The sequence below is a fragment of the Pseudomonas sp. 382 genome (genome assembly GCF_002759075.1).
GTDB classification, from domain to species: domain Bacteria; phylum Pseudomonadota; class Gammaproteobacteria; order Pseudomonadales; family Pseudomonadaceae; genus Aquipseudomonas; species Aquipseudomonas vlassakiae.
In genome coordinates this window covers 169490-189576 of record NZ_PEMX01000003.1, presented here as the reverse complement: position 1 = coordinate 189576, position 20087 = coordinate 169490, and the positions used below count along the sequence as shown (strand labels likewise).

The window sequence follows — 20087 nt, the reverse complement described above, 5'->3', positions numbered from 1 at the left end:
GCGGCGCATTTGCCTGAAGCTTGTGGCTCGTAGCTTGGAGCTGCTTCATGCGAATCATCGACAAAACCGCCGCGCAGGTGCGCAGCCTGATCCCGGCCGAAGAAGAACTGCTGGTCGGTTTCGTCACCGGCAACCTCGCCGGGCCACGCCTGCTGCAGGCCAACCAGCTGCTGATGAAGGTGCGCAGCGCCAACCAGTGGCTGGCCTGCGATTGCCGCAAGGACGCCTTGCCGGTGCTCAATGTCACCCTCAATGGCAGCACCGGCACGCTGTTTCTGAAAAACAACCCGGGCACTGCCGAGCATGCGCCCGGCTGCCCGTTCACCAAGGACGAGCGCGAAGCCAGCGAGCGTGAAGACCAGCCAGCGGTGCCTGCCGCCTGGCTGGCCCCTGACACCCCGCTGCGCCTGATCGGTGATTACCGTAAAGCCAGCGACACCGATACTGGCGCGGTTGACGGCAACGAGCGCCGCGAACAGCAGCGCCTGTTGTCGCTGCTGCTGACCTGGATCGAGACCAGCGGCCTCAACCTCTACGCCACCCACCTGAAGAAGGACCTCACCGGCCAGTTCGCCGAGCTTCGCAGTGTCGCCAGCCGCTACCCGCTGCTCGAACGGGTCCCGGCCAGCAACTACCTGGAAACCCGCCTGGACATGAAGCACATGATGATGCTCAAGTCCCGCCTGCGCGAAGCCACAGTGTTCGGCAATCATCGGCGCCATGGCCTGCTGCTGGACTGCGTCGACCAGATCAAAGGGCGCAAGTTGTTCAACAACCGCAGTGAGGACGGTTTCGACTTCCAGGGCCACCATTTGTATTGGGCTGGCAACCGCGCGTCTGGCCCGTTGCTGGCCCTGGCCCTGTACTCACCGACCACGGCAGGCAGTCACTTCTATGAACTGATCCATGTGGCCAGTGTGCCGGTGCTGTCGCGCGCGCACCTGTTCCCGGTGTACCGCGACGAAGAGCGCGAGCCGCTCAAGGCGCTGGTGTCGCTGATCGACTGGATGGCCAGCAAAGGGGTGAAGGTGCAGATGCGCCGGCCGGTGATCGGCGGGCAGGTGATGGATGAGCTGGTGCTGACCTCGGATCAGGACCGGGTGCTGTCGGTATCGTTGCTGGAGCAGCCGATCGGGCCGGAGCCCGATGCCGAGAACTTCAAGCGCTATGCCGACTTCAAGAGCCTGGAGACCTTCCGCAAGTATGTGGCCGGGTTCTTCATGCGCGAGCGCTGAGCACCGCATCGCCTGCTTCGCGGCTAAAGCCGCTCCCACAGGGACCGCGCCGAATCTGAAACTGGCGCATTCCCTGTGGGAGCAACGGTCTTGCTCAATTGCTTAAAGCTGGTGCGATCCCAGTGGGAGCGGCTTTAGCCGCGAAGAGGCCGGTGCAGCCATACATCCTCGACTATCAGAATGCCGCCCGGAAAATCCCCTCGATCTCATCCTGGCTGGCCGACCGCGGGTTGGTCAGGCCACAGGCATCCTTCAAGGCGTTCTGCGCCAGAATGCCGATATCTTCAAGCTTGGCCCCCAGCTCCGCCAGCCCCGCCGGAATGCCCACAGCCGCCGCCAGGTGCTCGATGGCGGAAATCGCCGCCCCCGCGCCCTGCTCCGCATCCAGCCCACACACCTTGATGCCCATGGCCTTGGCCACATCACGCAGGCGCGCAGCACTGACCTTGGCATTGAAACGCTGCACATGCGGCAACAGCACGGCATTGCACACACCGTGGGGCAAGTCGTAGTAACCGCCCAGCTGGTGCGCCATGGCATGCACATAGCCCAGCGAGGCATTATTGAACGCCATGCCGGCGAGGAACTGCGCATAAGCCATGTTCTCCCGCGCCTGCAGGTCGTTGCCATCGTTGACCGCCTGGCGCAGGTTCTCGCTGATCAGGCTGATGGCCTTGAGTGCACAGGCGTCGGTGATCGGCGTAGCCGCCGTCGACACATAGGCCTCGATCGCATGGGTCAACGCATCCATGCCGGTGGCCGCGGTCAGCCCCTTGGGCATGGCAACCATCAACGCCGGGTCGTTGACCGACAGGATCGGCGTGACGTTACGGTCGACGATGGCCATTTTCACGTGGCGGCGCTCGTCGGTGATGATGCAGAAACGGGTCATCTCACTGGCCGTGCCGGCCGTGGTGTTGATGGCGATCAGCGGCAGCTGCGGCTTGCGTGAGCGGTCGACGCCCTCGTAGTCGCTGATATGCCCGCCGTTGGTGGCGCACAGGGCTATGCCCTTGGCGCAGTCATGGGGCGAGCCACCCCCCAGCGACACCACGCAGTCGCAGCGTTCACGCTGCAACACGGCAAGGCCCGCCTCGACGTTGGCGATGCTGGGGTTGGGCTTGGCGCCGTCGAACACCACCGAGTCGATATCCCGCAAGGCCAGCAGGCGCCCTATTCTTGCAGCGACGCCGGCCTTGGCCAGGCCCTGGTCGGTAACGATCAGCGCCTTGCGCAAGCCATAACCGGCAATCGCGGCCATGGCCTCGTCGAGGCAGTCGATGCCCATGATGTTGACGGGCGGGATGAAAAAGGTGCTGCTCATGACCGGATCCTCCTGGTGGGTCTGTCTACCCGTGAGAATCCGCCGGTTCAATGCAGCGGATATTGATCCAGCGCAACATTAGCCAAGGAACAACTGGTACGCCGGATTAGCGGTTTCGTCCCAGTAGCGGTAGCCCATCTCGTCCAGTGCCTGAGGCATGCCGGGTTGCTCATCGACCGGCACTTCCAGCGCGGCGAACACCCGCGCTTCGGCCGCGCCGTGGTTGCGGTAGTGGAACAGGCTGATGTTCCAGCGCTTGCCCAGCCGTTCCAGGAAACCCAGCAACGCGCCTGGCCGCTCGGGGAATTCGAAGCGCAGCACCCGCTCATCCGCCCCCGGCGCAGCATGCCCACCCACGGTGTGACGCACGTGCAGCTTGGCCAGCTCGTTGTCGGTCAGGTCGAGCACGCTGTAGCCCTGCCCGCGCAAGCTGGCCAGCAGCTGCTCGCGCGGGTCGTGCACGGGGTGGGTCTGCACGCCGACGAACAACCGTGCCTCCTTGCCGGGGTAGTAGCGGTAGTTGAACTCGGTGATCTGCCGCTTGCCCAGGGCCTGGCAGAACGCCCGGAAGCTGCCCGGCTGCTCAGGGATGGTCACGGCAATGATGGCCTCACGCTGCTCGCCCAACTCGGCCCGCTCGGCCACGTGGCGCAGGCGGTCGAAGTTGACATTGGCGCCGGAGTCGATGGCCACCAGGGTCTGACCCTGCACGCCCTCGCGGGCCACGTACTTCTTGATCCCGGCCACGGCCAGGGCACCCGAGGGCTCGGTGATCGAGCGGGTATCGTCGTAGATGTCCTTGATCGCGGCGCACAGCTCATCGCTGCTGACGGTCACCACGTCGTCGACAAAATGCCGGCACAGCTCGAAGCAATGGGCGCCGATCTGCGCCACCGCCACGCCATCGGCGAAGGTGCCGACCTGCGGCAGGATCACCCGCTCGCCTGCCGCCATGGCAGCTTGCAGGCAGTTGGAGTCTTCCGGTTCGACACCGATCACCTTGACCTCGGGGCGCAGGTACTTGACGTAGGCAGCAATGCCCGCGATCAGCCCGCCGCCGCCAACCGGCACGAAGATCGCGTCCAGCGCACCCGGCTGCTGGCGCAGGATCTCCATGCCCACGGTGCCTTGGCCGGCGATCACGTCCGGGTCGTCGAACGGCGGCACGAAGGTCGCCCCGTCGCTGTCGGCCAGTTTCAGCGCGTGGGCCAGGGCATGGGGGAAGCTCTCGCCGTGCAGCACCACATGGCCACCCCGCGAGCGCACCCCTTCGACCTTGAGCGATGGCGTGGTGGTGGGCATGACGATGGTCGCCTTCATGCCCAGGTGCGCCGCCGCCAGGGCCACACCTTGGGCATGATTGCCTGCCGAGGCGGTGATCACGCCACGTTCGCGCTGGGCCGTGGTCAGGCGCGACAGCCGGGTATAGGCACCGCGGATCTTGAACGAGAAGGTCGGCTGCAAGTCCTCACGCTTGAGCAACACCTGGTTGCCGAGGCTGGCAGACAGCGCGGGGGCGGCCTGCAAGGGCGTCTCGATGGCCAGGTCATACACCGGCGCGGACAGAATGCGGCGCACCTGTTCCGACAGCAGTTGCTGCGGGGTGGACGGGGTACGAGGGCTGACATTGAGGCTGGTCATCGATTGCAACTCCTTGGCTTTTTTCACGTTGCCCAGGAGTCAGAGAGAAGAAACCCGCCTCCAGGGCGGGTTCGGTGCACGTACGCGCTAGCCCGCCAAGCTGATAATGGCGGTAATAATAATGGCGTTCACGTGCGGGAAGGTTTTCATGGGGTAGGACGTTATCCCGCCCGCCCTGGCCAAGTCAACACTTTGCTGGCTGTGCCGAAAGCGGCACGTCGAACACCTTGTCGAAGCTCCACTGGAACACGAAGGCATAGACGAAGAAGAACACGAACAGGGCCAGGTTGGTGAGGAACGCCGCCCACAGGCTGACATCCAGCCAGTACGCCACCAGTGGCAGCAGGATCAGCACCAGCCCGCCCTCGAAGCCCAGCGCGTGCAGCCCCCGGCGCAGCAGCGTGCGCTCGCGCTTGCGCTGGCGTGCCTCCCAGCGCTCGAAGGCCCAGTTGTAGGCCATGTTCCAGCTCATGGCGATACCCGACATCAGTACCGAGAGCACCGTCGACTGCGCCATGCCGGCGCCGAACGCCAGCTCCAGCGCCGGCGCTACGCACGCCACGGCAATGGCTTCGTAGAGAATGGCCTGGACGATCTTGCGTGCCTTGCCTTGCATGTTCAGCGCCCTGAAGAAACGACCTACAAAATTACAAGATCAAGCCAGCAAGAAAAAGCCTGAAATACTTTATTGACTGACCGTTCAATCAAGAATTATTAAGCTTTATCGTTTCCGCAAACCCCTTCCCCTGGCGTCCGGCCTCTCCTTGCTCGACACGGCTTCCCCCGATTACGCATTGGACAACCCTGCATGCGACTGCTTGTATCTATCACTGGCAAGCGGCGACATGTCCCACCCCTTCGTCCAGGGAAATGAACGAGGAACAAGACGATGGCGTATAGCGTCATGATGGTATTCGGCACCCGCCCCGAAGCGATCAAGATGGCACCGCTGGCCCGGGTGCTGCGCACCTGGCCCGAGGTCAACCTGCATATCTGCTCCACCGGCCAGCACCGCGAGATGCTCGAGCAGGTGCTCACCGCCTTTGGCCTGAGCGTCGATCAGGACCTCAAGGTGATGACCCAGAACCAGACGCTCAATGGCCTGTCTCGCGACCTGCTGAACAAGCTCGACCAGGCCTATGACCAGGTCAGGCCAGACATCGTGCTGGTCCACGGCGACACCACCACCAGCTTCATCGCCAGCCTCGCGGCCTTCCAGCGGCACATTCCCATCGGCCATGTCGAAGCCGGCCTGCGCACCGGCAACTTGCAACAGCCCTGGCCCGAGGAAGCCAACCGGCGCCTGACCGGGGTACTCGCTGACCTGCACTTCACCCCGACCCGCGACTCGGACGCCAACCTGATCCGCGAAGGCGTGCCGCCAGAGCACATCGAAGTCACCGGCAACACCGTCATCGACGCCCTGTTGTGGATGCGCGACCACCTCGCCGAACGGCAATGGCAGCCGGCCGCCGAATCGCCGCTGAGCGTGCTGCGCCCCGAGCAGCGCATGGTGCTGATCACCGGCCACCGCCGAGAGAACTTCGGCCCCGGCTTCGAGCGTATCTGCCTGGCCCTGGCACAGTTGGCCGAACGTTACCCCGACGTGCAGTTCGTCTACCCCGTGCACCTCAACCCACAAGTGCAGAAGGCCGTGTATGGCGTGCTGTCGAATCGCAGCAACATCCACCTGATCGCCCCGCAGGACTACCCGCACTTCGTCTGGCTGATGAACCGCGCCCAGATCATCCTCACCGACTCTGGTGGCGTTCAGGAAGAGGCCCCGGCACTCGGCAAGCCGGTGCTGGTGTTGCGCAAGGTCACCGAGCGCCCCGCCGTGCTCAAGGGTGGCACGGTCAAGCTGGTCGGCACCCTGACCGAACGCATCGTCGAAGAAACCCGCCAGCTGCTCGACGACCCGGTGGCCTACGCACGCATGGCGCGGGTCTATACCCCGTTCGGTGACGGCCACGCCAGCGAGCGCATTGCCGAGCGCCTGACGCGCTGGTTTGCAGAAACGGCCAACCCGCGAGATGACGCATGAGCCTGGCCTTCATCGACTTCCTCACCTATGTGCTGTTCGGCCTTAAAATCCTGGCGATCATCCTCGCCTCGCTGATGTTCCTGCTCGGCCTCGACGACCTGTTCATTGACCTTTGCTACTGGGGCCGCAAGCTGATCCGCCGTTTCCGCATCTACGACAAGTACGAAAAGGCCGACGAGAAACGCCTGTTCGAAGTAGCGGAAAAACCCCTGGCGATCATGGTCCCGGCCTGGAACGAAGTGGGCGTGGTCGGCGAAATGGCGCGCCTGGCGGCCTCGACCATCGACTACGAGAACTACCAAATCTTCGTCGGCACCTACCCCAACGACCCGCAGACCCAGGCCGACGTCGACGCCGTGTGCCTGCACTACCCGAACGTGCACAAGGTGGTCTGCGCCCGCCCCGGCCCCACCAGCAAGGCCGACTGCCTGAACAACATCATCGACGCCATCCTGCGTTTCCAGGACGATGCCCGCATTGAGTTCGCCGGCTTCATCCTGCATGACGCCGAAGACGTGATCTCGCCCATGGAACTGCGCCTGTTCAACTACCTGTTGCCGAACAAGGACATGATCCAGATTCCGGTGTACCCCTACGCGCCGGAATGGAAGGGCTTCACCGCCGGGCACTACGTCGACGAGTTTGCCGAGAACCACGGCAAGGACGTGATCGTGCGCGAAGCACTGACCGGCCAGGTACCCAGCGCCGGCGTCGGTACCTGCTTCAGCCGCCGTGCCATCAGCGCCCTGCTCGAAGACGGCGATGGCATCGCCTTCGACGTGCAGAGCCTGACCGAAGACTACGACATCGGCTTTCGCCTGAAGCAGAAAGGCATGAAGTGCATCTTCGCCCGCTATTCCATCACCGACCCGGCGCTGGCCCTCAAGCACGAGTGGCGGCCGGGCATGAGCCGCGAATTTTCCCAGGTGATCTGTGTGCGCGAGCACTTCCCGCGCGACTGGCAGCATGCCATCCGGCAGAAGTCGCGGTGGATCGTCGGCATCGTCTTCCAGGGCACCAGCAACCTCGGCTGGAGCCGCACCGGCGCGCTCAACTACTTCCTCTGGCGCGACCGCCGCGGCCTGTTCGCCTACCTGCTGAGCTTCCTGGTCAACCTGTTGCTGCTGGTGCTGCTGGCCATGTGGCTGGTAACCGTGATCGCCCCCGATTCCTGGCGCTTCATGTCGATCCTCAGCGACAGCCAGTTGCTTACCACCCTGCTCTGGCTCAATGGTCTGATGCTGATCAACCGCCTGTTCCAGCGCGGCTGGTTCGTCACCCGCTATTACGGCATCTTCGAAGGCCTGCTGTCGGCGCCACGGATGATGTGGAGCAACTTCGTCAATTTCTTCGCGAACCTGCGCGCCCTGCGCCAAGTCATGGAGATGGGCGATTCGCGGCGGGTGGCGTGGGACAAGACCACCCACGAGTTCCCTGCCCTTGCCTCGCCGGCGCGCACGCCACTGGGCCATCGCCTGGTAGAAAAGGGCTATATCACCGAAGAACAGCTGGAGCAGGCCATCACCAGCCCGGTGCGCCGGCGCCTGGGTCGTGAACTGCTGCTGCGGGGCTGGCTGACCAGCGAGCAGCTGGTACAGACGCTAGCCGAACAGCTCGACCTGCCCTGGGCACCGCTCAACCCGTTCAAGCTCGCCCCACAACTGATCGCCCAACTGCCGCGGCGGCTGGCCACGCACTACGGCGTGCTGCCGGTCGCCGAAGACGGCAATACTCTGGTGCTGGCCAGCGAAAGCCCGGTCAGCCAGGTGTCGCTGGGGGTCATCAGTCGCCAGCTCAAGCGCCCGGTCAGTTGCCGCCTGGCGCCTCAGGGCCGAGTCACCCTGGGCCTGCGCTATCACTACCCAAGCCCCTGGCAAATGCCTGAAACCCAGCAGATGCTCAGCGTGCTGGAGCGGCACCAGGATGACGCCGACCTGATCGAGCAGGTCAGCCATCACCAGGTGATGCTTGGCGCCCTCCTGCAGGTACGCGGCATGGTCCCGGTCACCCTGTTCAACCAGGCACTGATCGATTTCAACCCCGAGCAGCAAAGCCTCGGCGAACACCTGATCGCCCGCGGCATCATCACCGAAGAGGTGCTGCAACAGGCCCTCGCCGAACAAGCCAGCGAACAGCAGGCTGCCTTTGACCTGACCCGGGAGGTGGCATGAAGCCGCGCCTTTCCCTCACCCTGTCCGGGCTGTTGCTGTGTTCCACTGCGCTGGCGAGCCAGGCAGCCCCCATGAGCGAATTCCAACGCTTCACCAGTTACCCCTTCATGGAACGCAGCTACCGCGAGGCGAAGAAGGACAACTGGGCCGAAGTCGAACGCCTGACCCGCCATGTACTGAGCCGCGTGCCGAACAACGACGAAGCCCGTACGCTGCTGGTCGAAGCCCTGGCACACCAGCGCCGCTACAAGGAAGCCGAAGCCATGGCCGAGCAGGTCGGCGATGGCCCCGAATACGCCAACGCCCTGCTCGAGCTGCGCCTGACCTGGATCGAGCAGGACCCGCCTGCGGCCAGCCAAGTGGAAGGCTGGCTGGCCAACGCCGATGGCACCCAGCGGGTACGCCTGTGGCAGGCCTACAGCCTGAGCCTGGCCAAGTTCGGCGGTGCCGGCAAAGCCCTGGAGTGGCTCAACCAGCTGCCGCCACGCGACGATGGCCAGGTGCTGCGCCTGGCCCGGGCCAACTTCGCCGAACAGTTGCGTAACTGGAAGGAAACCATCGAGCAACTGCAGCCTCTGGCCGACAAGGGCCAATTGCCGCCCGAAGACTGGCAGCGCCTGGCCAACGCCTATGTCCAGCAGGTCGATGAAAAGGGCCTGGAAAAGCTGCTGCAAAGCGCCCCCTCCCCCGAAATCGCCAACCAGACGCGCCTGGCCATGGCCAATCGGGCCATCGCCGTCGGCCACAACCAATTGGCGCAGCGCTGGTTGGAAAAATTACCCACCGAGCAGTTGCAGCAACCTGAGCAACGCCAGCAGTTGTGGGAGCTGGCCCGTGAAGGGGATGACGCGCCACTGGTACGGCAGCTGAGCAACGAGCTGCAGCGCCCTTGCCTAGAAACCGTCGACTGGTTGTCACGCCGTGACCCGGACGTTGCCCGCGAACAGTTCAAGGACTGCCCGGCCAGCGCAGACCCGCGCGCTTATGCAGTGCTCAAGCAGCGCCTGTATGGCGACCCGGTGCAGCCGCCGCAACCCCGCACAGCCACCGAGTGGGAAAAACGCTACCGTCAGAACGGTGACCTGGCCGCGCTTGAGCAAGCAACCTACCTGTTGCTGCATCAAGGCCAGAGCGAGCGCGCCCGCAACCTGCTGGAGCAGGCTTATGACCGTCGCCAGGGGCGCCTGACACCTTCCCTGCTGCAGCGCCTGGGCAATATCTATGCGCGCAACGATGGCCCACTGAACAGCCAGCGCATGCTCGGGCTGATCCCCAGGGTCGACGCCGATACCCGCGCCCAGCTGCTCGGCCGCCTGGCTGAAAACGGCCAATGCGCCGCCGTGCGCCGGGCCATCCCGGCGAACCCGAGCGAAGCCGGCCAGTACCGGGCCCTGGGCCGCTGCGCCATGCCCGATCAACCCGGTGAGGCGGTGGTCTATTACCAGGCCGCCGAACGTCTGGGCGACAGTGGCAACCGCCTGCCCCTGGCCTACGCCCTGGAAGCGGCCGGCGATTCCGAAGCGGCCATGCCGATCTGGCGCAACCTGCCGGCCAGCGCCTGGAACGACAACGCCCGCCTGACCGCTGCCCGCGGCGCCTTGAATGCGGGCGATGCCGACGCCGCCCGCCGCTACTGGGACGCCGCCGCACACAACAGCGCCGATGACTGGGCACTGGGTGCCGCCATCGCCCAAGCTCAGGGTGACCTGCACGCGGCACTGGGTTTCCAGCGCCAGGCCCTGGCGCACAACCCGCGTGCCGACCACTACTATGCCGCCGCCAGCACGGCGCAACTGGCCGGCGACAGTGCGCAGAGCACCGCGTGGCTGGCCGAAGCCGTGCGCCTTGAGCCCAACCAGCCGCGCTATCGTGCCGACTACGGCATGCGCCTGGCCGGCTCGCAGGACAAGGCCCTGCGACAGCAGTCCATCCCTTATCTGGAACGCGCCACCCACGACTTCCCCGAGGACTATCGCCTGGGCGAGACCCTCGCCCTGCGCTACGACGAAGCCGAGAACAGCGCAGCGGCCCGCCGCGAACTGCGCCGGGTGATCGATGTGGAAGAGAACCTGGTCGATGGCGACGACGAATACGGCAGCCTCGAAGCCCGCAAGTACCGCCAGCGCCGCGCCCACGAAACCCTCTCGCGGCGCGACACCATCACCCTGGCCAGCACCTGGTCGCCGGCAGGCACCTCGACCAACGACAAGTTCCTCGATAACGGCGAGCGCAGCGGCACCTCACGTCGCGCCCAATCACAGAACGTGCAGCTGGCCATGTGGGACCACGCCCTGGGCGAGGAACCCAGCCGCAACGGCAGCACCTTGTCGGTCTATGGCCGGGTGCTGTTCGGCGGCCAGAGCCGCACCGACTATGCGCAAAGCATGGGCACCGGCGTCGGCCTGCGCTACAAGCCGCTCGGCCAGGCCAACCTGAACCTGTATGCCGAGCTCTACCACCAGCGGCAGATCGACGATGACCACTACAGCGGCCTGAGCCTGGGCCAGCTGCTGAACCCCTCCAAGGTGGGCGGCAACTGGGGCGACTTGCGCCAGCACGCCGAATCGAGCAACGACCTGCTGCTGCGCGCCACCGCCTCGTTCCTCGACCAGGGCGACTGGCGCAACGACTGGCGGGTCGACGAAGACGACTGGAACGAGCGCTTCCTCTACCTCGATGCCGCCTGGTGGACCCGCGCCGGCGACCACGCCTGGCTGTCGCGCTACCAGCAGGGCCATGCCTGGAAGCTGCCCGGCAACTCGCCACAAACGCTCATGCCGTACGGCTTCTTCGAGTTTTCCAGCCAGGACCCAAGCAACGACTGGCGCCAGGACACTCGGGCCGGGGTCGGTGTGCGCTGGCAATGGTGGTTCGACGACGACCGCTACAACGCCTACCGCGGCTCGCTGAAGGTGCGCGCCGAGTACCAGCAGTCGCTGGGTGGCAACCTCTACAAAAGCGCCAATGGCGTGCTGGTTGGCGCGGAGATGAGCTTCTGATGCGTACGTTCCTGGCAATCTGCATGCTCGCCCTGTGCCTGCCGGCCGTGGCCGACCAACGCCTGTTCTACCAGCCACTCAACCGCGACGCCGCGGTGACCCAGTCGCAATGGCAGCAACTGTGGCGCGCCACCAAGGCGCAAGGTGGCACGACGCTGATCGTGCAGTGGAGTGCCTACGGCGACAGTGACTTCGGCGGTGCCCAGGGCTGGCTGGCCAACAGCCTGCGCGAGGCCCATGCCCAAGGCCTGGAGCTGGTGCTCGGGCTGTACCTGGACCCGGCCTACTACCAGCGCATCGAGGAACTCGACGGTGACGGCCTGAACACTTACTGGAAGTCGCAACTGGGCCGCTCCATGAGCCAGTACCAACAGGTTCGCCAGCACTGGCAATTGCCCGTTGCCGGCTGGTACCTGCCCATGGAACTGGACGACCTGCACTTTCGCGACAGCAGTCGTCGCGAGGCGTTGTACAGCCAACTGCAAGCCTTCAACCGGCGGCTGGACAAGCCGCTGCACATCAGCGCGTTCAGCGCCGGCAAGCTGGCGCCACGGGTCAATGGCGCCTGGCTGGATCAATTGGCCGGGTTGGGCTTGACTGTGTGGTGGCAGGACGGTGCCGGGACCGGGCGCTTGCCGCCGCTGGTGCGCCAGCGTTACGAACAGGCGCTGCCCTGTCGGGTGGGGGTGGTGCGCGAGGCGTTTCGCCAGGTGAGCGGTCCAGGGCAGCCGTTTCGGGCTGAACCTGCGCAACCGAAGATGAGCGGTGGGTGCCATGCCGAGGCGGTGTTTGCGCTGCGCTACCGGCCTTGGGCCCGGAGTGTTCTGCCACAGAACTGAAGTCTGTCTGTATCGGCCTCTTCGCGGGTGAACCCGCTTCACAGGATCTCCACTGTCGTTCGGATCTGTGCAATCCCTGTGGGAGCGGGTTCACCCGCGAAGAGGCCAGTACGGGCGATGCAGTACTCCCAGGAGCCCCTGATGTTCAAGACCATCGAAGAGCACGTGCGCAAGCAGGTCGCCCCCGCCGCCCTGCGCGCCGAATTCCGCCAGCACGAATTCGAATCGATGCGCCCGTTCTGCATGCTGATATTCTGCGTCAGCATCGCCATCTGGCTGGTCTTCGACCTGATTGTCAGCTTCCTTGGCAGCCAGGGCTTCACCTGGCTGTCCTACCTGTTCATGGGCCTGCTCGGCTGCATCACCGTGGTACTGCGCTTTACCCGTCGCAGCCACCATTTCGACGTGCTCAACCTGCTGTTCATCGCCGTCATCACCCTGGGCATGCGCCTGGTGATCGAAGGCATTCCCGAACCCTTGCGCCCGGTGTGGCTGGTGCTCGGCGTGTCGACCGTGCTCTATGCCGTTTCGGTGCTGCCGGTACGGCGCTGGTCGTTCTTCTGCGCCATGGCCATCACCTGGGCCATGCTCAGCCCCTTCTACCACACCCGCATCGATGTCGATCAGCTCGAAGGTGCCATGCTGCTGAGCTACGCGGTGTTCCTCAGCGGGCTGGTGATCTACAGCTACCTGCAGATGCGCCAGGCCAAGCTGCACAATTTCTACCTGTCCAAGGTACTGCTGGAGCAGGCTTACTTCGACGCCCTGACCGAGATCCCCAACCGCCGGGCGTTCATGACCAATGCCGAACGCCAGATCCGCCTGGGCACGCCCGGGCAATACCTGGCGATGATCGACATCGACAATTTCAAGCGGGTGAACGACCGCTACGGCCATGACGTGGGCGACGCCGTACTCAAGCGCGTGGCGGTGCATATCAAGGCGGGGGTGCAAGGGCACGAATTCGCCCGGCTGGGTGGCGAGGAGTTCGCCATCTTCTTCGCCGGGCTGAATCAGCAGGCTGCCGAGCGATGCGTGGCGGCCTTGTGCGAGCGGGTGCGCAAGGATCTTGGCGTGCCACCGGTGACCATCAGTATCGGCCTGGCCAGGGTGGACAGCGGGGAGACGCTCAGCATGGCGCTGATACATGCCGACCAGGCGCTGTACGAGGCCAAGCACAGCGGCAAGGACCGCTTCGTGCTATGGACTAGCCAGCTGGCAGCCGAATCCTGAACTGCGCCCCGCCCAGCGCCGACTGCGCCACGGTCAGCGTCCCGCCCTGCCCCTCGATTGCCCGGCGGCTGATCGCCAGGCCCAGGCCAAAGCCACCGGTATTGCGGTCGCGGCTGCGGTCCAGGCGGTAGAACGGCTGGAAGATCCGCTCACGCTCCTCGGCCGGGATGCCGATGCCGTCATCCTCCACGGTCAACAGGCAAGCACCGTCCTCCTCCAGTCGCAGGCGCAGCAACAGGCTTTCATCGCAGTAGCGCATGGCGTTGCGCACCAGGTTCTGCACCGCCCGGGCGGTCAGCCGCGGGTCCAGCACGAAGCGTGGCAGGTTGCCCTCGGCCTGCACTTCCCACTGGATGGCGCGGGTATCGAGTTCTTCGGCAAAGCCGCCGAGCACGCTGTCAACCAGCTCCAGCAACGACACTTCGACCCGCTCACGGGCCTGGTCGGCGTTGTACAGGCGGCTGTACGACAGCAGCTCGAGCACCAGTTCATCCAGCTCGCGCACGTGCCCGACCAGCTCCAGCAGGCGCTTGCGGCTGGCGGCTGGCACCTCGTCGAACAGCAGCACCAGGCCGAAATCCAGCCGGGTCAGTGGCGTGCGCAGCTCGTGGGACACCGCGTTGAGCAGTTCGCGCTGCTGGTTGACGTGGCGTTCGAGGTCACTGGCCATGGTGTCGAACACCCCTGCCAGTTCGCCGATGTTCGAGTGCGGCGAGATGTGCGTGCGCTCGGCCATCTGCCCTTGGCCCAGGCGCCGGGCGGTTTCCTTCAGGCGCTCAAGGTCGCGCCAGTGCGGCCACACCCAGAGCAGCAGGCAGCCGAGCATGGCCGCGCCGATCAGTACCGTCACCCCCCAGGACAACACGTTGATGTCCAGTGGGTCTGGTGGTGAATGCAGGCTGACCAGCCAGTCCTGATCCAACGGTGCCAGTGCCGTTCTGTAATAGCCCCAGTCACCGATGCGCACGGCATACAGGCCGTGCTCCAGACGCGCTTTCTCTTGCGCGCTCAGGCCGGCCTCTTCGCTACGCAGCAGCTTGACCTCCAGTGGCGCAAAGACCTTGGCCAGGTCCTGCTCCACCGCCGGCCATTGCGCCTGCGGCGCCTGCTGGAACTGGCGCACGATGAGCGACTGTACACCCTTGGCCTGGTCCAGGTTGTAGGCCATGAAACGGTCATGGAACAGGCCGACGATGGCGTCCGGGATCAACAGCAATGCCCCGGCGTAAGCGACGATGATGACCAGATACAGGCGCACCAGGATTTTCAGCATGGCGCGTCAGCACTCCCACTCGACACGGCTGAACAGGTAACCCTTGCCCCACACGGTCTTGATCTTGCGGGCCTCGCCGGCATTGTCGTCGAACTTGCGGCGCAGCTTGGAAATGGCCACGTCCACCGAACGGTCGGTACCGTTGAATTCGATGCCGCGCAGTTGCTGGAGAATGCGGTCGCGGCTGAGTACCACACCGGCATTGCGCGCCAGCACCACCAGCAGGTTGTATTCGCCGCTGGACAGCTCCACCTCTTCGCCACGCCAACTGACCTGGCGCTCGGCGAGGTCGATACGCAGGCCACCGATGACGATCTGGTGGTTGTCCAGGCGCGGCTCGTTGACGCTGCTGCGGCGCAGCAAGGTGCGTACACGGGCCAACAGCACCCGGGGCTCACAAGGTTTGGTCACGTAATCGTCGGCCCCCATCTCCAGGCCCAGCACCTGGTCGTGGCTGTCGTCGCGGGCGGTCAGCATCAGGATCGGCAGGCTCTGCGATTCGTGGCGCAGCAGGCGGCACAGTTGCAGGCCGTCGATACCGGGGAGCATCAGGTCGAGAATCACCAGGTCGGGGTGGTCTTGCCGGAACGCGTCCAGCACGTGATCGCCACGGGCTATCACCCGGACATGGAAATCGTTGCGTTGCAGGTAGCTGGCGATCAGCTCGGACAGCGCACTGTCATCTTCGACCAGGAGAATGTTGGGCATATGAGAAGGAAATAAATGTGAGGAAAGCTTCACCGGCCTCTTCGCGGGCAAGCCCGCTCCCACAGGTACATCACAGGATTCAGATCTTGCGCGGCCCCTGTGGGAGCGGGCTTGCCCGCGAAGAGGTCGGCACAGGTTGATGGAGAATATAGAATCCTACAAACCGGTAGGATTGTTCTTAACACTTTTTCACACAGGTCCTACAGGTGTTAACAGCCGTCCGAGGAACGATTGCCTTAGGATATGCGGGGTCATTATCGGAAGATCCGCATGCCTATCACCCTCTCCCCACACCTGCGCCCCCTGGCGCTGGTGGCGCTTCTTGCACTGCCCCTGGCCGGTTGCGATCCTTCGGCCGAGCAGGACCTACAACAACCCACGCCGCAAGTACGGGTAGAAACCCTGCAATTGCAGCCCCTGGCCATCAGCACCGAGCTGAGTGGGCGCATTCTCGCCCCGCGTACTGCCGAAGTACGCGCGCGCGTCGCTGGCGTGGTGCTCAAGCGCGTCTATCGCGAAGGCAGCGACGTCAAACAGGGCGATGTGCTGTTCCTCATCGACCCGGCGCCGTTCAAAGCCGACCACGACAGCGCCCGCGCCATCCTGGCCAAGGCCGAAGCCACCCTGTACCAGGCACGCCTGCAAGAGCAGCGCTACCGCCAGCTGGTCGACGACAAGGCGGTCAGCCGCCAGGAGTACGACAACGCCCGCGCCGCCTTCCTCCAGGCCGACGCTGCCGTTGCCGAAGCCAAGGCTGCGCTGGAGCGCGCCCGCCTGAACCTGGGTTACGCCACGGTCACCGCGCCGATTTCCGGGCGCATCGGCCGCGCCCTGGTCACCGAAGGTGCCCTGGTCGGCCAGAACGAGACCACGCCGCTGGCGACCATCCAGCAGCTCGACCCGATCCATGCCGACGTCACCCAGTCGACCCGCGAACTCAACGCCCTGCGCCGTGCACTGCGCGCCGGGGAGCTGCAACAGGCCGGCGACGGCCAGGCCCGTGCCACGCTGATCCAGGACGATGGCAGTGCCTACCCGCTGCCGGGCAAGCTGCTGTTCTCCGACATCAGTGTCGACCCGAGCACCAACCAGATCACCCTGCGCAGTGAATTCCCCAACCCGGACCTCGACCTGCTGCCGGGCAGCTACGTGCGCGTGCGCCTTGAGCAAGCTGTGCAGCCCAAGGGCCTGAGCGTGCCGCAGCGGGCCATCCTGCGCGACAGTGCCGGGGTACCGAAAGTGCTGGTGGTCGACGCGCAGTCGCGCATCAGCGAACGCCAGGTGGTGCTGGGTACAGCCCAAGGTGATCGCTGGCGGGTCACCGAGGGCCTGGCGCCCGGCGAACGGGTCGTGGTCGAAGGCCTGCAACACGTCAAGGCGGGCGACCAGGTCCAGGTCGACGCCGAGGCTCAGTCCATCGTCCAGCACAACGGCCAGTGAGGACCTGATCCATGCCGCAGTTCTTCATCGACCGCCCGATCTTCGCCTGGGTGATCGCGCTGTTCATCCTGCTTGCCGGCGCCCTGGCCATTCCCCGGCTGCCGGTGGCGCAGTACCCCAACGTGGCGCCGCCGCAGGTGGAAATCTACGCCGTGTACCCAGGCGCCTCGGCGGCGACCCTGGACGAAAGCGTGGTCAGCCTGATCGAGCAGGAGCTCAACGGCGCCGACAACCTGTTGTACTTCTCGTCACAAAGCAGCCTGGGCAGCGCCACCATCACCGCTACCTTCGAGCCGGGCACCCACCCCGACCTGGCCCAGGTCGATGTGCAAAACCGCCTCAAAGTGGTCGAGTCGCGCCTGCCGCGCCAGGTCACCCAGCAAGGCCTGCAGGTGGAGAAGGTGTCCACCGGTTTCCTGCTGCTCGGCACCCTCACCTCCGAGGACGGCAGCCTCGATGAAACCGCACTGTCGGACATCCTTGCACGCAACGTGATGAACGAAATCCGCCGCCTCAAGGGCGTCGGCAAGGCGCAGCTGTATGGCTCCGAGCGCGCCATGCGCATCTGGATCGACCCGCGCAGGCTGATCGGTTTCAACCTCACCCCCAACGATGTGGCCGAGGCCATTGCCGCGCAGAACGCCCAGGTCGCCCCCGGCAGCATCGGCGACCTGCCCGCCCGCGGCACCCAGGAAATCACCGCCAACGTGGTGGTCCGCGGCCAGCTGAGCACGCCGGAGGAATTCGCCGCCATTGTCCTGCGCGCCAACCCGGATGGCTCCAGTGTCACCGTCGGCGATGTCGCCCGGGTCGAAATCGGCGCCCAGGAGTACCAGTACGGCACCCGCCTGAACGGCAAGCCGGCCACCGCTTTCAGCGTGCAACTGGCACCGGGCGCCAACGCCATGGAAACCGCCACCCTGGTGCGGGCGAAGATGAAAGAGCTGTCGCGCTACTTCCCCGAAGGCGTCAAGTACGACATCCCCTACGACACCTCGCCGTTCGTCAAGGTGTCAATCCAGCAGGTCATCAACACCCTGTTCGAAGCCATGCTGCTGGTGTTTGCGGTGATGTTCCTGTTCCTGCAGAACCTGCGCTACACGCTGATCCCGACCCTGGTAGTACCCGTGGCGCTGATGGGCACGTTCGCCGTGATGCTGGCCATGGGTTTCTCGGTCAACGTACTGACCCTGTTTGGCATGGTGCTGGCCATCGGTATCCTGGTCGACGATGCCATCGTGGTGGTGGAGAACGTCGAGCGGATCATGGCCGAGGAAGGCCTGCCGCCTCGCGAGGCCACACGCAAGGCCATGGGCCAGATCAGCGGCGCCATCGTCGGCATTACCCTGGTGCTGGTGGCAGTATTCCTGCCGATGGCCTTCATGAAGGGTTCGGTAGGTGTGATCTACCAGCAGTTCTCGCTGTCAATGGCCGTGTCGATCCTGTTCTCGGCGTTCCTCGCCCTGAGCCTGACCCCGGCCCTGTGCGCCACCCTGCTCAAACCGCTGGCCAAGGGCGAGCATCAGCAACGCCAAGGCTTCTTCGGTTGGTTCAACCGCCGCTTCGAAAGCCTGAGCAACGGTTACCAGCGCTGGGTGCTGCAAGCGCTGAAGCGCAGTGGCCGCTACCTGTTGCTGTATGGCGTGCTGCTGGCCGTGCTGGGATATGGCTTCAGCCAGTTGCCTACGGCGTTCCTGCCCACCGAAGACCAGGGTTACACCATCACCGACATCCAGCTGCCACCCGGTGCCAGCCGCATGCGCACCGAGCAGGTCGCCGCCCAGATCGAGGCGCACAACGCCGAGGAGCCGGGCGTCGGCAACACCACGCTGATCCTCGGTTTCAGCTTCTCGGGCAGCGGCCAGAACGCCGCGCTGGCCTTCACCACGCTCAAGGACTGGTCCGAGCGCGGTGGCGACGACAGCGCGCAGTCGATCGCCGACCGGGCCACCCTGGCCTTCACCCAGCTGAAGGACGCCGTGGCCTATTCCGTGCTGCCACCACCGATCGACGGCCTGGGTGAGTCGACCGGCTTTGAACTGCGCCTGCAGGACCGCGGCGGCATGGGTCATGAGGCGCTGATGGCCGCCCGTGACGAACTGCTGGCCGGCGCGCACAAGAGCAAGCTGCTGGCCAACGTGCGCGAGTCCTCGCTGGCCGAAAGCCCGCAGGTGCAGCTGGAAATCGACCGCCGCCAGGCCAACGCCCTGGGCGTTTCATTCGCCGCCATCGGCTCGGTGCTGGACGTTGCTGTGGGCTCCAGCTACGTCAACGACTTCCCCAACCAGGGCCGCATGCAGCGGGTGGTGGTGCAGGCCGAAGGCGACCAGCGCAGCCAGGTGGAAGACTTGCTGAAGATCCACGTGCGCAACAACAGCGGCAAGATGGTGCCCCTGGGCGCGTTCGTCCAGGCCAAGTGGGTCAGCGGCCCGGTGCAACTGACCCGCTACAACGGCTACCCGGCGGTGGCGATTTCCGGAGAGCCAGCAGCGGGCTACAGCTCGGGTGAGGCCATGGCCGAAATCGAGCGCCTGGTCGCCCAGCTGCCGGCCGGCGCCGGCCTGGAGTGGACCGGCCTGTCGCTGCAGGAACGCCTGTCCGGCAGCCAGGCGCCGCTGCTGATGGCGTTGTCGTTGCTGCTGGTGTTCCTGTGCCTGGCGGCGCTGTACGAAAGCTGGTCGATCCCCACTGCAGTGCTGCTGGTGGTACCGCTCGGCGTGCTTGGCGCGGTGCTGGCGGTGACCCTGCGCGGCATGCCCAACGACGTGTTCTTCAAAGTCGGCCTGATCACCCTGATCGGCCTGTCGGCGAAGAACGCCATCCTCATCATCGAGTTCGCCAAAGACCTGGTCGACCAAGGCGTCGAAGCCGCCGACGCTGCCGTGCAGGCCGCCCGCCTGCGCCTGCGGCCGATCGTCATGACCTCGCTGGCGTTCATCCTCGGTGTGGTGCCGTTGGCCATTGCCACCGGCGCCAGCTCGGCGAGCCAGCAGGCAATCGGTACCGGGGTGATCGGCGGGATGCTCAGCGCCACCCTGGCAGTGGTGTTCGTGCCAGTGTTCTTCGTGGTGGTGATGCGCCTGGCTGGACGCGACCGCAACAAGGCCGAACAGACGCAGGCCAGCGAAGCCTGACTGGACAAGCCGGGCGTTGAATGAGAGGGTTCCGGCATTGACTGCC

At 65.1% G+C, this 20087-nt stretch carries 13 protein-coding genes; 8 read left to right on the top strand and 5 right to left on the bottom strand.

Translation table 11 applies throughout. The features are described 5' to 3' along the window. Window positions 1–47: 47 nt before the first annotated feature. Window positions 48–1235, top strand: a complete 1188-nt coding sequence (locus CQW31_RS05730; protein WP_054885440.1) for a hypothetical protein — start codon at window positions 48–50, stop codon at window positions 1233–1235. Window positions 1236–1410: 175 nt separating this feature from the next. Here the strand turns inward: CQW31_RS05730 and yiaY are convergent, their stop codons facing one another. From yiaY to CQW31_RS05715, 3 genes are all read right to left on the bottom strand, one after another. Then, the gene (gene yiaY, locus CQW31_RS05725) at window positions 1411–2559 is read right to left on the bottom strand and encodes an L-threonine dehydrogenase (protein WP_054885441.1); all 1149 of its coding nucleotides are present in this window, start codon (window positions 2557–2559) and stop codon (window positions 1411–1413) included. Between the two features lie 78 nt (window positions 2560–2637). Continuing rightward, window positions 2638–4200, bottom strand: a complete 1563-nt coding sequence (gene ilvA / locus CQW31_RS05720) for a threonine ammonia-lyase, biosynthetic (protein WP_099814024.1) — start codon at window positions 4198–4200, stop codon at window positions 2638–2640. A gap of 184 nt (window positions 4201–4384) precedes the next feature. Next, a complete protein-coding gene (locus CQW31_RS05715; protein WP_099814023.1) occupies window positions 4385–4816 on the bottom strand; it encodes a PACE efflux transporter in 432 nt (143 codons plus the stop codon). Window positions 4817–5089: 273 nt separating this feature from the next. Between CQW31_RS05715 and wecB the strand changes: the two genes are divergently transcribed. The 5 genes from wecB to CQW31_RS05690 all read left to right on the top strand — a co-directional run bounded on the left by wecB (window position 5090) and on the right by CQW31_RS05690 (window position 13486). Then, entirely contained in the window at window positions 5090–6244 is a 1155-nt protein-coding gene (gene wecB / locus CQW31_RS05710) for a non-hydrolyzing UDP-N-acetylglucosamine 2-epimerase (RefSeq protein ID WP_099814022.1), read from the top strand. After that, window positions 6241–8415, top strand: coding sequence for a cyclic di-3',5'-guanylate-activated glycosyltransferase NrfB (gene nrfB, locus CQW31_RS05705; RefSeq protein WP_099814021.1), 2175 nt, complete (start codon window positions 6241–6243; stop codon window positions 8413–8415). The genes wecB and nrfB overlap by 4 nt, the downstream gene beginning before the upstream one ends. Next, a complete protein-coding gene (locus tag CQW31_RS05700; protein WP_099814020.1) occupies window positions 8412–11414 on the top strand; it encodes a phage receptor in 3003 nt (1000 codons plus the stop codon). Before nrfB ends, CQW31_RS05700 begins: the two co-directional genes overlap by 4 nt. Further along, window positions 11414–12253, top strand: coding sequence for a DUF4434 family protein (locus CQW31_RS05695; RefSeq protein WP_054885446.1), 840 nt, complete (start codon window positions 11414–11416; stop codon window positions 12251–12253). The genes CQW31_RS05700 and CQW31_RS05695 overlap by 1 nt, the downstream gene beginning before the upstream one ends. A 141-nt stretch (window positions 12254–12394) precedes the next feature. After that, window positions 12395–13486 carry a GGDEF domain-containing protein gene (locus tag CQW31_RS05690; protein WP_099814019.1) on the top strand — a complete coding sequence of 364 codons (1092 nt, stop codon included), beginning with the start codon at window positions 12395–12397 and terminating at the stop codon, window positions 13484–13486. Here the strand turns inward: CQW31_RS05690 and CQW31_RS05685 are convergent. Beyond that, on the bottom strand, window positions 13461–14759 hold the full coding sequence (locus CQW31_RS05685; protein ID WP_054885448.1) for an ATP-binding protein: 1299 nt from the start codon (window positions 14757–14759) through the stop codon (window positions 13461–13463). The genes CQW31_RS05690 and CQW31_RS05685 overlap by 26 nt on opposite strands. 6 nt (window positions 14760–14765) lie before the next feature. Beyond that, a complete protein-coding gene (locus tag CQW31_RS05680) occupies window positions 14766–15467 on the bottom strand; it encodes a response regulator transcription factor (protein WP_099814018.1) in 702 nt (233 codons plus the stop codon). Window positions 15468–15737: 270 nt separating this feature from the next. Here CQW31_RS05680 and CQW31_RS05675 point away from each other — a divergent pair, with 270 nt between their 5' ends. Both CQW31_RS05675 and CQW31_RS05670 read left to right on the top strand, forming a co-directional pair. Further along, entirely contained in the window at window positions 15738–16907 is a 1170-nt protein-coding gene (locus CQW31_RS05675; RefSeq protein ID WP_099814017.1) for an efflux RND transporter periplasmic adaptor subunit, read from the top strand. A gap of 11 nt (window positions 16908–16918) precedes the next feature. Continuing rightward, a complete protein-coding gene (locus CQW31_RS05670; RefSeq protein WP_099814016.1) occupies window positions 16919–20041 on the top strand; it encodes an efflux RND transporter permease subunit in 3123 nt (1040 codons plus the stop codon). The last annotated feature ends 46 nt before the right edge of the window (window positions 20042–20087 follow it).